Genomic DNA, 14930 nt, shown 5'->3' on the forward strand with positions numbered 1-14930 from the left:
GTCCCGCTACCATTCAGCGCACCATGCTACACAATTGTTTTTTTTGAGTAAAGTGGTGCCCGGGGGCGGAATCGAACCACCGACACGAGGATTTTCAATCCACTGCTCTACCCCTGAGCTACCCGGGCACGGGGAAGGGCGGGGCCCTTCGGGTGGAGGGGGGATAGCCGAGGCTCCGGCCGGTGTCCAGAGGGTTTTTCAGGGAAATTCGCTCTTGCGCGCAACTCCCTTCCATCCGGGCGCGGCTGCCGCTAGATCTCCCGCATGACACGCGTTTTTCAGAGCCTCGACGGCCTTCTCCGGCACGGTTTCGACACCGTGATCGACGTCCGCAGCCCTGCGGAGTTCGAGGAGGATCACGTGCCGGGCGCGATCAGCCTTCCGGTGCTCGACAACGAGGAACGGGCGCGGGTCGGGACGATCTACAAGCAGGAATCGCCGTTCCGCGCGCGCAAGATCGGGGCGGCGCTGGTGTTCCGCAATGCAGCGACCCATATCGCCGGGCCGCTGGCCCATCACGAGGGCGGCTGGCGGCCGCTGGTCTATTGCTGGCGGGGCGGGCAGCGGTCGGGCTCCTTTGCCTGGATGCTGCAGCAGATCGGCTGGCGGGCGGAGATGGTCGAGGGCGGGTACCGGACCTATCGGCGGCTGGTGACGCGGGCGCTCTATGACGAGGCGCTGCCGTTCCGCATGGTCCAGCTCGGCGGCTACACCGGCACCGCCAAGACGGCGCTTCTGGGGCGGCTCGCGGCGCGGGACGTGCAGGTGCTGGACCTGGAGGGGATGGCGCGGCATCGCGGCTCTCTCCTCGGGGACATGCCGGGCGGGCAGCCGTCGCAGAAGGCGTTCGAGACCGCGCTGGTCGGGGCATTGCACGGGCTGGATCCCGCGCGACCGGTCATCGTCGAGGCGGAGAGCAGCAAGATCGGGCAGATCCTTTTGCCGCCCTCGCTCTGGGAGGCGATGAAGCAGGCGCCCTGGATCGAGATCGCGGCGCCGCTCGAAGCGCGTGCGGCCTATCTCGACGCGGCCTATGACGACGTGCTTTCGGACCGCGAGGAGCTGAAGCGAAAGCTCGCTCCGCTGCGCTACCATCGCGGCCATGCGCTGGTCGAGCATTGGGAAACGCTGATCGGCGCGGGCGAACGTCTGGCACTGTGCCGGTCGCTGGCGGCGGATCACTACGATCCCGCCTATGACAAGTCCATGCGGGCGATGACGCCGACGGTGCTGCAATCGTTCCGGACCGAGACGCTGGGTCCGGCGGGGCTGGACGATCTGGCCGACCGGATCGCGGCGGCGCTTCAGACGATGTCGATCTGACCGAAGCGATCGGTGACGGTGCCGATGAGCGCGGCGCGGATCCCGGCGGCCTGCAGCGCGGCGAGCGTGGCGGGACCGTCCCCGACGCAGGCCAGCAGGCCTCCGGCCGTCTGCGGATCGAACAGCAGGTCGTGCAGCGGGTCCGACGGCAGTCCCGGCACGGCCTTGCGGTTCTTCGGGTAGAGGGTGGAGCGGACGCCCCGTGCCGACAGCTCCCGTGCGCCGTCGAGGCAGGGAATGCGGTCGATCCGCAGCTCGGCCCCGGTTCCGGAGGCGGCGCAGATTCCCTGCAGGTGTCCGGCAAGGCCGAAGCCGGTGACGTCGGTCATGGCATGGGCATGGCGCAGGAGATCCGCGGCGACGGTCTGCGGTCGGGTCATGCTGGACAGCGCCGCGGCGACCGAGGCACCTTCGGCGAGACCGGCCATTTCGGCGGCCATGATGACTCCGCTGCCGATCGGCTTGGTGAGGATCAGCGCGTCGCCGGGACGGGCGCCGGAGAGGGTGATCGGGGCGTCGTCGCAGAGCCCGGTGATGGTGAAGCCGATGGTGGTCTCGTCCCCCATCGAGGAGTGTCCGCCGACGATCTCGGCCCCGGCCTCGCGGAAGATCCCGGAGGCGGCGGCGAGGATTTCGGAGAGGCTGCGCTGTGCCAGCGCGTCCGACATGCGGGGCAGGGTGATGTTGGCGACGGCCGCCTGCGGCGCGGCGCCCATGGCCCAGATGTCGCCCAAGGCGTGCACGGCGGCGATGCGGGCCATGGTGACGGGATCCTCGACGAAGGCGCGCAGGTGATCGGTGGTGAGCACCTGGCGCCGGCCCCCGGTGGTGAGCAGGGCGGCGTCATCGCCCGGCAGCGGCGTCACGTCCGAGCGCACCGGAGGCGGCAGCACGGCCAGCGCGGCGGACAGCGCGTCGCGCCCGACCTTGGCGCCGCAGCCGCCGCACATCGGCTTGTCGCCGAGCGCCTCCTCGGTGCCCGCGGCGCGTGGCACGGGATGCCGTGGTGCAGGCATGGCGGGCAGGCTGGCGAACCTGCGCATGAAGGTCCGGTCGATGCGATCCTTCCAGCGCCAGATCAGCGGTCCCGAGAGCGTCAGGCCGAAGCGGTCCCCCAGCGCGGATGTCCCGCCCAGCGAGATCAGCTTGAGATAGTCCCGTTGCGGCCTGTAGCGGCGGAAGGAGTCGGTTCCGGCCAGCCGGGCGCGCAGATTGTGCAGCAGGATCGGCGCCTGCCGCACGGCAAAGACTCCGGCCTTGGGGCGCGGACTGTCCACCATGTGGGCGCAGTCTCCGGCAGCGAAGACATCCGGGTCCGAGCTTTGCAGCGTCGGGGAGACCGCGACGAAGCCGCGTTCGAGCGTGAGCCCCGTGCCGGTGAGCCAGCCCTGCGGCTGCGCGCCCGCCGCGCCGGCCACGAACCCGGCCGGGATCTGCCGCCCGTCGGCGAGCGCGACCCCGGTCCCGGTCACGGCGACGACCTCGGCGTGTTCGATCAACGTGACTCCCTGCTGCTCGAGGGCAGCCCTGAGCCGCGCCGCCGCGCCGGGGCGCAGCGCTGCGAGTGCGGTGCCGCGGTCGATCAGGTGCACCGATCCCGACCGGCCGCGCCGCTTGAGCGCGAAGGCCATGGCGGCCGCCAGTTCGGCCCCCGCCACGCCGCCGCCGATCACGCAGACATCCGCCGGGCCGTCCGTGCACAGCCATGTCTCCCAACGGGATGCGAAGGCCCCGAGCGGTTTGGCGGGGACGCCGTGGTCGGCAAAGCCGGGCAGATCGGGCATGGCCGAGGTGATGCCGATGTCGAGCGATGCCACGTCGAACCCGATCGGCGGTCGACCGGGGACATGGATCGTGCGGGCCGCAAGGTCGAGACGGTCGACCGCGCCGAGAACGATCCGCGCCCCGGCGACGCGCGCAAGCCTCACCAGGTCGATGTCGAGCGCCCTGCGCGGGTAGTGCCCGGCCACGAACCCCGGCAGCATTCCCGAATAGGCCGTTGTCGGGCCGGGGTCGATCAGGGTGAGACGCGCGCCGGGCAGCGGCGACATGCCCCACATCCGCAGGACCAGGGCATGGCTGTGCCCTCCGCCGATCAGGACGAGGTCGCGGGTCAGGGGCAGGGTGTTCGGGGTCAACGGGCGGCGCCTTTCCTGGTGTGGTGACGCCTTAGCAGTTGCCCGCGCGCCTGCCCATAGGGCGGCGGCGGAAGAAAGGGGCGCTGCCCCTCCTGGCCTGCGGCCAGTTCACCCCGGGATATTTCGGGCCAGAAGAGGCCTTGGCGGGGAGAGAGGCCCGTGTCGGTGGAGGTGATTTCCCGCCGGGCGGGAATGGCTGTCCGAAGGGCTGGGCGGGGCACGGGGTTTGGTCGGCGGGCGAGGGGATTGCGTTGGGACAGTATGGCGAGGTCGCGTCAGGCGGGAGGGTCCGCCCTGGCGCCCCGGTTGCCGGGGAGGGTTTCCTGCAAGCGTGGCGATTGTCTCAGCATGGGGATGCCGCGTTTTTTCAGCGCGCTTGTCGCGCATCTTCGCATCGATGGGTGGCTTGCCACATCCCTGCGCCGGAGCCTGCGCAGTTTCCTTTTAACTCGGCGATGCCCACCGCCGTGATGGTACCGGAGCGCGGACCCGCCGCAGCAGGCCGGATCTAGGTGTGCTCCCCCCGCCACGCCGGGCGCCGGTACCGGACACCGGTGTTTTCGTTCGAGGGCCGGGCGGGCAGGAAGCCCGCCGACAGGCCGGAAATGAGGTGCTGATCCGCGGCGATGCGGACGGTGGCGGGTGGCGGTCAGATGGAGACCTTGGCCAGAAGCGCCTCGCGGTCGATCTCGCCGGCCTTTCCGGCCATGGCGACCGAGCCGCGGGTGACGGCGACGAAGCTGTCGGCAAGGTCCCACATGAAGTCGAAATATTGTTCGACCAGGATGATCGCCATGTCGCCCTGGTCGCGCAGCTGGGAGATGACCCGCCCGATCTGCTGGATGATGTTGGGCTGGATGCCCTCGGTCGGCTCGTCGAGCAACAGCACCCGCGGCCGTGTGATCAGCGCGCGCGCGATCGACAACTGCTGCTGCTGGCCGCCGGAAAGATCGCCCCCGCGCCGGTGCAGGAATTCCTTGAGGATGGGAAAGAGTTCGAAGATGTGCGGCGGAACCTTGTGCTCGGAGCGGGGCAGGCAGGCGAAGCCGGTCTCGAGGTTCTCCTGCACGGTCATCAGCGGAAAGACCTCGCGGCCCTGGGGCACGTAGGCGATGCCCGCGCGCCCGGTCTGGTAGGCGTTCAGGTGCGACAGCGGCTTGCCGTCGAGCGTGATCGAGCCGCCGCTATAGGGATGGCGGCCCGCGATGGCCTTCAGCAGGGAGGTCTTTCCGACGCCGTTGGTGCCGGTCACGGCAGTGACCTTGCCGGGTTCGGCAGTCAGCGAGATCCCGTGCAGGATCTGGCTCTGGCCGTAGTGCAGGGTGAGATCTTCAACGCTCAGCATAAGGGGTCCCCCGATGCAAATTCCTTTCAAGGAATTTGCAAATCTTTTTCAAAAGATTTGTGCCGCCCATGATCAGCGGCCCAGATAGACTTCGATGACCTGCGGGTTCGAGGTCACGTGATCGAGCGAACCCTCGGCCAGGACCGAGCCTTCGTGCAGCACCGTCACCTTGCAGTTCAGGCGGCGGACGAATTCCATGTCGTGTTCCACCACGACGACCGCGTGCTTCTCGGCGGCCCGGCGCAGCAGGTCCGTGGTGTGCTCGCGTTCGGCCGGGGTCATGCCCGCTGCCGGTTCGTCGACCAGCAGCAGACGCGGGTCCTGCGCCAGGAGCATGCCGATCTCGAGCCACTGTTTCTGGCCGTGCGACAGCTCTCCGGCGATGCGGGGGAGTTCCTGCACGAGGCCGATCTCCTCCGCGATGGCCTCGATCCGCTCGGCGCCGCGTCGGGTCTTGCGATAGACCAGCACGTCGAACGGGCTGCGCTTGTTCTTCAGCGCCATGGCGAGGTTCTCGCGCACGGTCTGCGCCTCGAAGACGGTGGGTTTCTGGAACTTCCTTCCGACCCCCGCCATCGCGATCTGGCTTTCGGACATCTTGAGGAGGGACATGGATTTCTCGCCGTAGAGGATCTTGCCCTGCTGCGGGCGGGTCTTGCCGGTGATGATGTCCATGAAGGTGGTCTTGCCCGCTCCGTTGGGGCCGATGATGGCCCGCAACTCCGGTTCCCCGATCTGGAAGCTCAGGTTGTTGATGGCCTTGAAGCCGTCGAAGCTGACCGACACGCCGGACATTTCAAGCAGCGTTCTCATCTCTCTTCCTCTCCTTCGACGGTGCGGCGGGCGCCCTTGTCCGGGCCGAAATCGCCGACGCGTTCGGGAACCGCGTGGCGGGAGGTGATCAGGTCGAACAGGCCTCCGATGCCCTTGGGCGCCAGCAGGGTGACCGCCACGAAGGACAGGCCCAGCAGCACCAGCCACCAGTCGGTCCATTCGATCGTGTAGAACCCGAGCGGAATGTTCGGCGCGCCGCCGCCGGTGAACCAGCTCGACAGCAGCGACACGACGGCCGCGCCGAGGGCCGCGCCGTAGAGGTGCCCCCGCCCGCCGATGGCGACCCAGACCGCCAGATAGATCGAGGCGATGGGGGCGATTTCCGCCGGGTTGATGATGCCCGCCTGCGGGTAGTAGAGCGCCCCCGCGAGGCCCGCGACGATGGCGGTCACGGTGAAGACGAAGAGCTTGTAGCTTTCGACGTGGTAGCCGAGGAAGCGGACCCGGCCTTCGTTGTCGCGGATGCCGCGGATCACCGATCCCATCTTGCCCGAGACCACCCAGGAGAAGAAGACGTATCCTGCGGCGAGCGCGGCGGCCGAGGCCCAGAAGAACCAGATCGACAGGACGCTCTGCGGGACCTCGCCGAGGCCCGGCAGGTTCTGCAGGCCCGAAAGGCCGTTGTTGCCGCGCAGCCCGCTGTCGTTCTGGAAGAGGTAGAGCGAGAGCGCCAGCGTCATCGCCTGGGTCAGGATCGACAGGTAGACCCCGGTGACGCGGGAGCGGAAGGCGAGCCAGCCGAACACCAGTGCCAGCACCCCCGGCACCAGCACCACCAGCAGGATCTGCATCACGAAACTGTCCGCGAAGTACCAGATCAGCGGAAACTCCGAACTGCCCACGACCCCGAAGATCTGCGTGCCGATCGCGTCGTGGATCTCTTCCGGGGTGGGGGGGATCGGCGCGGCGGCAAGGCTCTGGGCCAGGATGATCTCGGTGCGGGCATACATCAGCCACATGCCGATCATGTAGCCTCCGAGGCCGAAGAACGCCATGTGACCGAGGCTGAGGATGCCGGTGTAGCCCCAGACCACATCCATCGCGACGGCGACCAGCATGAGGCACAGGGTCTTGCCCAGCGTCTTCACGAAGCTGGTGGAGATCGCGCCGGAGCCTGCCCCTGTCGACAGCACGGTCACGACGAGGGTGAACAGGGCGAGGGCGAGGAGGAACCAGAAGATGGAGCGGTTCTCGGTCAGGAAGCTGCGCGTCATGCCTTCTCTCCCGCGCCGATGGGGGCCGTGGAGGGGGCGCTGCCCCCGTCGCGCGCCGGGGCGCGCTCTCCCCCGGGATATTTTCCGCCAGAAGAGGCCGCGGGGCGATGGGAGGGCAACATCGGGCTCCGGATATCCCCGCCCGTGGCGGGCCGGAACGCCCGGCCTGTCGCGGCCATGCAGAAGAGGGTGCTCATGGTGTCAATCTCCGGCTGCGCGGCCCTTGAGGGCGACGATGCCCTTGGGGCGGAACTGGATGAACAGGATGATGAAGAGGATCATGTAGGTCTGCGCCGCCAGGGTGTTGGACGGGTTGAAATACTCGATGCCCTTCTGGAGGATGCCGATGAGGCCGGCGCCCGCAAGCGTGCCCCAGACGTTGCCCACGCCGCCGACGACCACGGTCATGAAGCTCTGGACGATGTAGTCGGCGCCCATTTCCGAGGTGACCTTGGCATAGAGCCCGATGGCAACCCCGGCGATCCCGGCGATGCCGGAGCCGAGGCCGAAGGTCAGCATGTTGATGCGGTCGGGATTGATGCCCATGGAGGCCGCCATGCCGGGGTTCTGCGTCACGGCCCGGACTTCGAGACCGATGCGCGTCCTGTTCAGGATGAACAGGATCAAGCCGAGGAAGATCAGCGCCAGCACGAAGATGGCGATGCGGATGTTGGCTATGCCGACCACGTCGTTGATGACCCAGGCGCCGTCCAGCCAGGCCGGAGAGGTGAGCGGGCGGGCCTGCGTGCCGAAGATGTTCTTGGCGAGCTGCTGCAGCGCGATGGAGATGCCGAAGGTCGCCAGCAGCGTTTCCAGCGGCCGGTGGTAGAGCCAGCGGATGATCAGGCGCTCCATCGCCACGCCGGCGGCGAAGGTCACCGCGAAGGCCATGGGGAGCGCGACGATCAGCGACAGCGTGTAGTCGGGGATGATCTGCTGGACCACGTAGCCGGTATAGGCGCCCATCATGATGAATTCGCCATGCGCCATGTTGATCACGCCCATCACCCCGAAGGTGATGGCAAGCCCGATGGCGGCGAGGAAATAGATCGAGGCCAGCGACAGCGCGTCCAGCCCGAGGTCGATCAGCTGGTTGAGGAAGACGCGGTTGTCGATCTCGTCCAGTGCCTCGCGGGCGGCATCGGTGATCGTGGCGTCCCTTTCGTCGTATTCGAGGTAGAACACGTGCGAGGCGACGGCCGCATCGCGGCCTTCCGGGGTGACCAGGGGCGGCACGGTTCCGGCGGCGGCAAGTGCGGCGTAGGCCCGCGCGCGGCCGGCTTCGGTGGCAAGCTGGCCGATGGGAATGCCGCCGACGGTGCCGCCGTCGATGTTCTCGGTCAGCAGCGCCTTGATGCGCTCGCGATCCTGCGCGGGCGGGGCGAGGTTCGCCTCGACCAGGCGGGCATAGGCTTCGGCCTCGCCGAGGTCGTCGCCGACCTCCAGCACCTGCGCGACATTGATGCCGGCGGGCAGGGTCGCGGCAACGCCGGGACGGGTGGTGAGGATCTGGTTCAGCACCGCGCGGACTTCGACGCTGATCGCATCCGAGAGGGCCTCGATGGCGGCGATGCGCTCTTGCGGGCTGTCCCCGAAGGAGGCGGCCAGCATCCCGGCCAGCTGTTCCTTGCGGGCGCGCAGGGTGGGGTCCTGTTCGGTTTCGATCGAGGCGCGCAGCGGTTCGAGCTGGTCGGCCGCGGGGCGGCGCGCGATGGAATCGAGCGCCGAGGTGCGGCGGGCGAGGTCGGGATCCGAAAGCTGGAACTGCACAAGCGCCGTGCCGATGACCCGGCGCACACCGCCGTTGGGGCGGATTTCGGTCATGTCGTCGCGCGGGGCCGTTCCGGCGTCGGCGCCGGTCGACACATCGGTCAGCGCGTAACCGTCGCCGCTGCGCTTGGCGTAGTAGAACAGGCCGTCCGAAGCGCGCTGGAACACGCCCTTGTCGGACCATTTCTCGAGAAAGGTCGAGACTTCGGGCAGACCCGACGCGATCAGGGCGTCGATCAGCGTGCCGACGCTCTGACGGCCGGGATTGGCCACCTCTTCGGCGTGGGCCTGCAGGACGGCCTGCAGATCCTGGTTCTGCGCCCGGGCCGCGGCCGTCGGCAGCGACAGGGCCAGGCAGAACGCAAGTGTGACGAGAAGCGCACGCAGCATGGGCGGCCTTTGCAATTTGGATCGGAAAAGGAGGGAGGCGGGGAAAAGGTCCGGCGGGCGCGTGAGGGAGACCGCGCGCCCGCCTTCCGTCGTGTCAGCTCAGGCGATCAATAGTTCGACTTGATCTGAACGCAGGTCTTGGTCTCGGTGTTGTACATGCCGCAGCCGAGGTCTTTCCAATCGGAGGTCAGCGGCGCGGATTCCGGAAGGTAGTCGGTCCATGCATCGCCCGGGACCGGCTCGGTCTGGGAGATGATGTCGAACTGGCCGTCGGCGCGGATCTCGCCGATCAGCACCGGCTTGGAGAGGTGGTGGTTCACGCCCATCACGGCGGTGCCGCCGGTCAGGTTCGGGAATTCCTGGCCCCACATGTGTTCGCGCACGGCGTCGACATCGGTGGTGCCGGCCTCTTCGACCGCCTTCACCCACATGTTGAAGCCGATGTAATGCGCTTCCATCGGGTCGTTGGTGACGCGCTTTTCGTCGCCGATGAAGGCGTGCCACTCCTTGATGAATTCGGCGTTCTCGGGGGTGTCGGCGGTCATGAAGTAGTTCCATGCGGCCAGGTGGCCGACGAGGTTCGAGGTATCGAGACCCGACAGTTCCTCTTCACCGACCGAGAAGGCGACCACGGGAATGTCGTCGGCGGAAACGTCGGCTGCCGCGAGTTCCTTGTAGAAGCCGATGTTGGCGTCGCCGTTGATGGTCGAGATCACGCCGACCTGCTTGCCGTCCTCGCCCAGTTTCACCACGTCGCCTACGATGGTCGACCAGTCGGACTGACCGAAGGGCGTGTAGTTGACGAAGATGTCCTCCGCCGCGATCCCCTTGGCCTTCAGGTAGCTTTCGAGGATGTTGTTGGTCGTGCGCGGATAGACGTAGTCGGTGCCGAGCAGGGCGAATTTCTCGACGCCGAGTTCGTCGAGGAAGTAATCCACGGCCGGGATCGCCTGCTGGTTCGGCGCGGCGCCGGTGTAGAAGACGTTCTTGGACGATTCCTCGCCCTCGTACTGGACCGGGTAGAAGTAGAGCGCGTTCAGTTCCTCGAGCACCGGCAGAACCGCCTTGCGGCTGGAGGAGGTCCAGCTGCCGAAGGTCACGACGACCTTGTCGTTGGAGATCAGTTCACGCGCCTTTTCGGCGAAGAGCGGCCAGTCGGAGGCCGGATCCTTTACGACAGCTTCCAGCTCGCAGCCCAGCAGGCCGCCGGCCTTGTTCTGCTTGTCGATGAGCATCAGCATCGTGTCCTTGAGCGTCGTCTCGGAGATCGCCATCGTGCCCGACAGCGAGTGCAGCACGCCCACCTTGATCGGGCAGTTCGCAGCCTGGGCCGAGGCGGCGTTCGCCGCGAGCAGCGCAGCGGTGGCCACACCCGAGAGTTTCAGCGTCTTGATCATGTCGTTCTCTTTTCCATCCCTTGAGCACGGCGCATATCGCAGCCCGAACGGCGCTGGTCGGTCCCAGTCCGGTTCGGGGCCAGGCTGCCCGCCGCTTTGCGTTTTGTTGTGCCGCGCCGCCGATTGTTTTCACCGGCCGCGGCGTCCCCGTCGTGTCCTTGTCCAGGCACACGATTCCAATAAGCCATGGCTGCCTTACCTCCACGGCAATTTGGGGTAGGGGCCGGGGAGCGCCGGGTGGTGATTAAAATGCGGGCGAAAATTTCGGTATATGGTCACATATTAATCATATTGGGAGTTGACCGGCCGGGCGGGGGCCTCCGACAGGCCTTCCGGGGCTCTCGTGGCGCCCGAACTGGGGTGCGACGCCCAATTATTGGGCGCTGCCCCCGGGGGATTTTTCCTTTTTTTCCACGGGGGGCTTTCCCTTCTGCGCGGAGTGGTGAAACTTGGCTCAAGAGCAAAGGGGAAAAAATGAGCGTCAACGAGCCAGCGATCTTCAACGAGATGATGAGCGGGACCGACGTGCGGTCGCCGTATCGGAGCCTCGAACAATGGCACCGCTCCATGCCCAGGGAATTGCGCAGTCTGAAGCAATCCGAAGCCGAAGCGCTTTTCCGCAGGGTGGGCATCACCTTTGCGGTCTACGGCGAGGGCGGAGATCCCGAACGTCTCATTCCGTTCGACATGTTTCCGCGCGTTCTGACCGCCGAGGAGTGGCGCAAGATGGATCGCGGCATCAAGCAACGCGCCGCCGCGCTCAACGCCTTTCTCTGCGATGTCTACGACCGCCGCGAGATCATCCGCGCCGGCCGCATTCCCGAACACCTCGTGACCAACAACGACGCCTACGAAAAGGCCGTTGTCGGGTTCCGCCCGCCGCGCGGCGTGTTCAGCCATATCGTCGGCATCGACCTCGTGCGTACCGGCCCCGATCAGTTCTACGTCCTGGAAGACAACTGCCGCACCCCCTCCGGGGTCAGCTACATGCTGCAGAACCGCGAGATCATGATGCGCATGTTCCCGCAGCTCTTCCTCGAAAACCGCATCCGTCCGGTGGACGGCTATGCCGGGGCGCTGAAAAAGACCCTGGCCTCGGTCGCGCCGGCCAAGTGCATGGGGGAACCGAATGTGGTGATCCTGACGCCGGGCCAGTTCAATTCGGCCTATTACGAACATTCCTTCCTTGCCGACCTCATGGGGGTCGAACTGGTCGAGGGGCAGGACCTGTTCGTCGAGGGCGATTTCGTCTGGATGAAGACCACCGAGGGCCCCAAGAAGGTCGACGTGATCTATCGCCGGCTGGACGACGCCTTCATCGACCCGCTCTGCTTCCGCCCGGATTCCATGCTGGGCGTGCCGGGGCTGATGAACGTCTACCGCTCGGGCGGGGTGACGATCTGTTCCGCCCCCGGCGCCGGGGTTGCCGACGACAAGGCGATCTACACCTACGTGCCGGAAATGATCCGCTTCTACCTCGGCGAGGAGCCGATCCTCGAAAACGTGCCGACCTGGCAATGCGCCAGGAAGGACGAATGCAAGTACGTGCTCGAACATCTCTCCGAGCTCGTGGTGAAGGAAGTCCACGGCTCGGGCGGCTACGGGATGCTGGTCGGGCCCAAGGCGGACAAGTCCACGATCGAGGCCTTCGCGGCCAAGATCCGCGACAATCCGGACAATTACATCGCCCAGCCGACGCTGGCGCTGTCGGCCTGTCCGACCTTCGTGGACGAAGGCATCGCCCCGCGGCACGTCGACCTCAGGCCCTACTGCCTGGTCGGCGAAACCATCGAACTGGTGCCGGGCGGTCTGACCCGCGTGGCGCTGACCGAAGGCTCGCTGGTGGTGAACTCGTCGCAGGGCGGCGGGGTCAAGGACACCTGGGTTTTGGCGGAATAGGGCGGGGAGGAATATCATGCTGAGCCGCACCGCGGATCACCTTTACTGGATGGCGCGCTACCTGGAGCGCGCCGAGACCACGGGCCGGTTGCTGTCCGTGGGTGCGCGCAACGCGCTGCTGCCCGACATTTCGGGCGGCTACCGCAACGATTGGGAGGCCGTCCTGCAGGCCAAGGGCTCGCTCGACCTGTTCCAGGAGAAATACGGCGACGCCAACCAGCGCAACATCGAAACCTTCCTGTTCTTCGATGCGGACAACCCCGCTTCGGTCCTGTCCTGCATCAACGCCGCCCGCGAAAACGCCCGCGTCGTGCGCACCGCGCTGACATCGCCGGTGTGGGATGCGCTGAACACGGCCTACCAGGAATTGCGGCAGTTCCAGCGGACCGAGCGCAGCAAGCTGTCGGTCAACGACCTCACCGACTGGACGATGCGCGCCTGCCACCTCGTGCGGGGCTGCATCTCGGCCACGCAGTTGCGCAACGACGGTTACGATTTCATGGGCATCGGCACCTCGATCGAGCGGTCCGACAACACCGCCCGGCTGATCGACGTGAAATATTACGTGCTGCTGCCCTCCGTCTCCTATGTCGGGTCGGGGCTGGATCAGAGCCAGTGGGCGCTGCTGCTGCAGTCGATGACAGCGCAGCGCGCGTTCAATTGGTCCTACACCGGCGAGATCACGGCGGCCAAGATCACCGACCTGCTCATCCTCAACCGCAAGTTCCCCAGATCCCTGCAATCCTGCGTGCAATGGACGTGCGACCATCTCGACAACATCGCCGAGAACTACAGCGCGGCCACCAGTGCACAGGAGGTGGCGCATCAGCTTCTGGACGAACTGAACCGCGTGACGGTGGATGACATCTTCGACGAGGGGCTTCACGAATTCCTTGCACGGTTCATGGCCCGCAACGCGCGCTTGGCCAATACCGTGCACGATGCCTACCTGCGGGGGATCCCGGCATGAAACTCACAGTGCGCCACGTCACCCGCTATCGTTTCGAGGAACCCGTACGCGGAGTGGTGCAGTCGCTGCGGCTCTGGCCGTCGGACTGCGCCTCGCAGAAGATCCAGTCCTGGTCGGTCGAGACCGAGGGTGCGCTGCGCGGGGCCCAGTTCCGCGACAGCGCAAGGGACTGCACGGAACTCGCCTCCTGGCGCGGACCGCTCGAAGAGCTGTCGGTCGTCGTGACCGGCATGGTCGAAACCACCGACCAGTCCGGCGTGCTGCGCGAACACCGCGAAAAGGTGCCGCCCTCGGCCTATCTGCGCCAGACCCGGCCCATCGCGGTCGACAATGCGCTGCGCGACCTGTCCGAAACGGCGCTGAAGGGGCTCACGTCGGCCTCCGATCTCGACCGGGCCCATGCCCTGTCCGGGGCCGTGGCCGATGCCATCGCCTATGTTCCGGGCGAAACCAGGGCCCACACCACCGCCGCCGAGGCGCTGCACGGCGGTTCCGGCGTCTGCCAGGATCATGCCCACGCGCTGATTGCCGTGGCGCATGTGGCGGACATCCCGGCGCGCTACGTCACCGGCTACCTGCATTCGGACGAAAGCGGCGCCGGTCACGAGGCGAGCCACGCCTGGGCGGAGCTTTTCGTTCCGACGCTGGGCTGGGTCGGGTTCGACGCGGCCAACCGCTGCTGCCCGGATGAACGCTACATCCGGCTCGGCTCCGGGTTCGACGCGCAGGATGCCGCGCCGATCCGCGGCGTGGTGCAGGGATCCTCTCCCGAAGAACATCTCGAAGTCGAGGTCGTGGTGACGGCAGGGCAGCAACAGCAGCAGTAATCATTCCGACATTGCTATCTGTCAGCATTGCCGCCAGGGTCCGGCGACTCTATAGCCGACGCCGGGCCGGCATGATGATCGGGGGGATTCGCGGATGACCTATTGTGTGGGATTGCTGCTGGACGCGGGCATCCTTCTGCTGTCCGACACGCGAACGAACGCGGGGCTCGACAATATCTCGACCTATCGCAAGATGTTCCTGTTCGAGAACCCCGGCGAACGCGCCATCGGGATCATGACGGCGGGATCGCTTTCCGTCACGCAGACGACGCTGGCACGCCTCGGCGATGCCAATGACGATCCGGACTCGGACCGGTCGATCCTGCGCGCGCCGACCATGCTCCAGGTGGCTGAAATCGTCGGCAGCACGCTGTCGGATGTCACCGCAGAGGTTTCGGCCAAGATGGAGCGGATGAGTCAGGGCGCTTCCGCCTCGATGATCGTGGCGGGACAGCGCAAGGGCGGCCCGATGCGCATGTTCCTCGTCTACCCCGAGGGGAATTTCATCGAAGCCACGGCCGATACGCCTTTCCTCCAGATCGGAGAGCACAAATACGGCAAGCCGATCCTCGACCGCGTGATCGAAGTGGATACCTCCCTCGCGGATGCGGAAAAGGCGGTTCTGCTGTCGATGGATTCGACCCTGCGCTCGAACCTGAGCGTCGGCATGCCGCTGGATATGGCGATCATCGAACGCGACGCGTTCCGCATTTCCCGGACGCGGCGGATCGAAGCGACGGACGAAGGGTTCAAGCAGATGAGCCATTCCTGGTCCGAAGCCCTGCGCAACGCGTTCCAGGAAATCGACCCGATCTGAACCAAA

At 66.6% G+C, this 14930-nt stretch carries 11 protein-coding genes and 1 tRNA gene; 5 read left to right on the forward strand and 7 right to left on the reverse strand.

Annotation, left to right across the window (positions count from 1 at the left end; genetic code table 11):
- Positions 1-53: 53 nt before the first annotated feature.
- Positions 54-128, reverse strand: a tRNA-Phe gene (locus ACN0RJ_RS06580).
- Positions 129-264: 136 nt separating this feature from the next.
- Here ACN0RJ_RS06580 and mnmH point away from each other — a divergent pair.
- Positions 265-1323 (forward strand): tRNA 2-selenouridine(34) synthase MnmH, encoded by a 1059-nt coding sequence (gene mnmH, locus ACN0RJ_RS06585; RefSeq protein WP_417723771.1) that lies wholly within the window; start codon positions 265-267, stop codon positions 1321-1323.
- Here mnmH and selD read toward each other — a convergent pair.
- From selD to urtA, 6 genes are all read right to left on the reverse strand, one after another.
- Positions 1305-3461 (reverse strand): selenide, water dikinase SelD, encoded by a 2157-nt coding sequence (selD, locus tag ACN0RJ_RS06590; protein ID WP_417723772.1) that lies wholly within the window; start codon positions 3459-3461, stop codon positions 1305-1307. The two genes, mnmH and selD, sit on opposite strands and share 19 nt — an antisense overlap.
- A 649-nt stretch (positions 3462-4110) precedes the next feature.
- On the reverse strand, positions 4111-4806 hold the full coding sequence (gene urtE, locus ACN0RJ_RS06595) for an urea ABC transporter ATP-binding subunit UrtE (protein WP_417722790.1): 696 nt from the start codon (positions 4804-4806) through the stop codon (positions 4111-4113).
- A gap of 72 nt (positions 4807-4878) precedes the next feature.
- Entirely contained in the window at positions 4879-5619 is a 741-nt protein-coding gene (gene urtD, locus ACN0RJ_RS06600; protein WP_417722789.1) for an urea ABC transporter ATP-binding protein UrtD, read from the reverse strand.
- Entirely contained in the window at positions 5616-6854 is a 1239-nt protein-coding gene (urtC, locus tag ACN0RJ_RS06605; protein WP_417723773.1) for an urea ABC transporter permease subunit UrtC, read from the reverse strand. Before urtC ends, urtD begins: the two co-directional genes overlap by 4 nt.
- A gap of 201 nt (positions 6855-7055) precedes the next feature.
- Positions 7056-9014 carry an urea ABC transporter permease subunit UrtB gene (urtB, locus tag ACN0RJ_RS06610; protein ID WP_417722787.1) on the reverse strand — a complete coding sequence of 653 codons (1959 nt, stop codon included), beginning with the start codon at positions 9012-9014 and terminating at the stop codon, positions 7056-7058.
- A gap of 107 nt (positions 9015-9121) precedes the next feature.
- Positions 9122-10411, reverse strand: coding sequence for an urea ABC transporter substrate-binding protein (gene urtA, locus ACN0RJ_RS06615; RefSeq protein WP_417722786.1), 1290 nt, complete (start codon positions 10409-10411; stop codon positions 9122-9124).
- Between the two features lie 474 nt (positions 10412-10885).
- Here urtA and ACN0RJ_RS06620 point away from each other — a divergent pair, with 474 nt between their 5' ends.
- The 4 genes from ACN0RJ_RS06620 to ACN0RJ_RS06635 all read left to right on the forward strand — a co-directional run bounded on the left by ACN0RJ_RS06620 (position 10886) and on the right by ACN0RJ_RS06635 (position 14924).
- Complete coding sequence (locus tag ACN0RJ_RS06620; protein WP_417722785.1) at positions 10886-12310, forward strand: circularly permuted type 2 ATP-grasp protein; 1425 nt, start codon at positions 10886-10888, stop codon at positions 12308-12310.
- A 16-nt stretch (positions 12311-12326) separates the two neighbouring features.
- Complete coding sequence (locus ACN0RJ_RS06625; protein ID WP_417722784.1) at positions 12327-13280, forward strand: alpha-E domain-containing protein; 954 nt, start codon at positions 12327-12329, stop codon at positions 13278-13280.
- Positions 13277-14107: a transglutaminase family protein gene (locus ACN0RJ_RS06630; RefSeq protein ID WP_417723774.1), complete on the forward strand. Its 831-nt coding sequence runs from the start codon at positions 13277-13279 to the stop codon at positions 14105-14107. Before ACN0RJ_RS06625 ends, ACN0RJ_RS06630 begins: the two co-directional genes overlap by 4 nt.
- A gap of 94 nt (positions 14108-14201) precedes the next feature.
- The gene (locus tag ACN0RJ_RS06635) at positions 14202-14924 is read left to right on the forward strand and encodes a peptidase (RefSeq protein ID WP_417722782.1); all 723 of its coding nucleotides are present in this window, start codon (positions 14202-14204) and stop codon (positions 14922-14924) included.
- The last annotated feature ends 6 nt before the right edge of the window (positions 14925-14930 follow it).

It is taken from the genome of Salipiger sp. (assembly GCF_048261495.1).
GTDB lineage: Bacteria > Pseudomonadota > Alphaproteobacteria > Rhodobacterales > Rhodobacteraceae > Salipiger.

Excerpts from the sequence above, each read along its gene's own strand:
- urtE (WP_417722790.1), bottom strand. The coding sequence starts at position 4,806 with ATGCTGAGCGTTGAAGATCTCACCCTGCACTACGGCCAGAGCCAGATC.
- urtD (WP_417722789.1), bottom strand. The coding sequence starts at position 5,619 with ATGAGAACGCTGCTTGAAATGTCCGGCGTGTCGGTCAGCTTCGACGGC.
- mnmH (WP_417723771.1), top strand. The coding sequence starts at position 265 with ATGACACGCGTTTTTCAGAGCCTCGACGGCCTTCTCCGGCACGGTTTC.
- urtA (WP_417722786.1), bottom strand. The coding sequence starts at position 10,411 with ATGATCAAGACGCTGAAACTCTCGGGTGTGGCCACCGCTGCGCTGCTC.
- urtB (WP_417722787.1), bottom strand. The coding sequence starts at position 9,014 with ATGCTGCGTGCGCTTCTCGTCACACTTGCGTTCTGCCTGGCCCTGTCG.
- ACN0RJ_RS06625 (WP_417722784.1), top strand. The coding sequence starts at position 12,327 with ATGCTGAGCCGCACCGCGGATCACCTTTACTGGATGGCGCGCTACCTG.
- ACN0RJ_RS06620 (WP_417722785.1), top strand. The coding sequence starts at position 10,886 with ATGAGCGTCAACGAGCCAGCGATCTTCAACGAGATGATGAGCGGGACC.
- ACN0RJ_RS06630 (WP_417723774.1), top strand. The coding sequence starts at position 13,277 with ATGAAACTCACAGTGCGCCACGTCACCCGCTATCGTTTCGAGGAACCC.
- ACN0RJ_RS06635 (WP_417722782.1), top strand. The coding sequence starts at position 14,202 with ATGACCTATTGTGTGGGATTGCTGCTGGACGCGGGCATCCTTCTGCTG.
- urtC (WP_417723773.1), bottom strand. The coding sequence starts at position 6,854 with ATGACGCGCAGCTTCCTGACCGAGAACCGCTCCATCTTCTGGTTCCTC.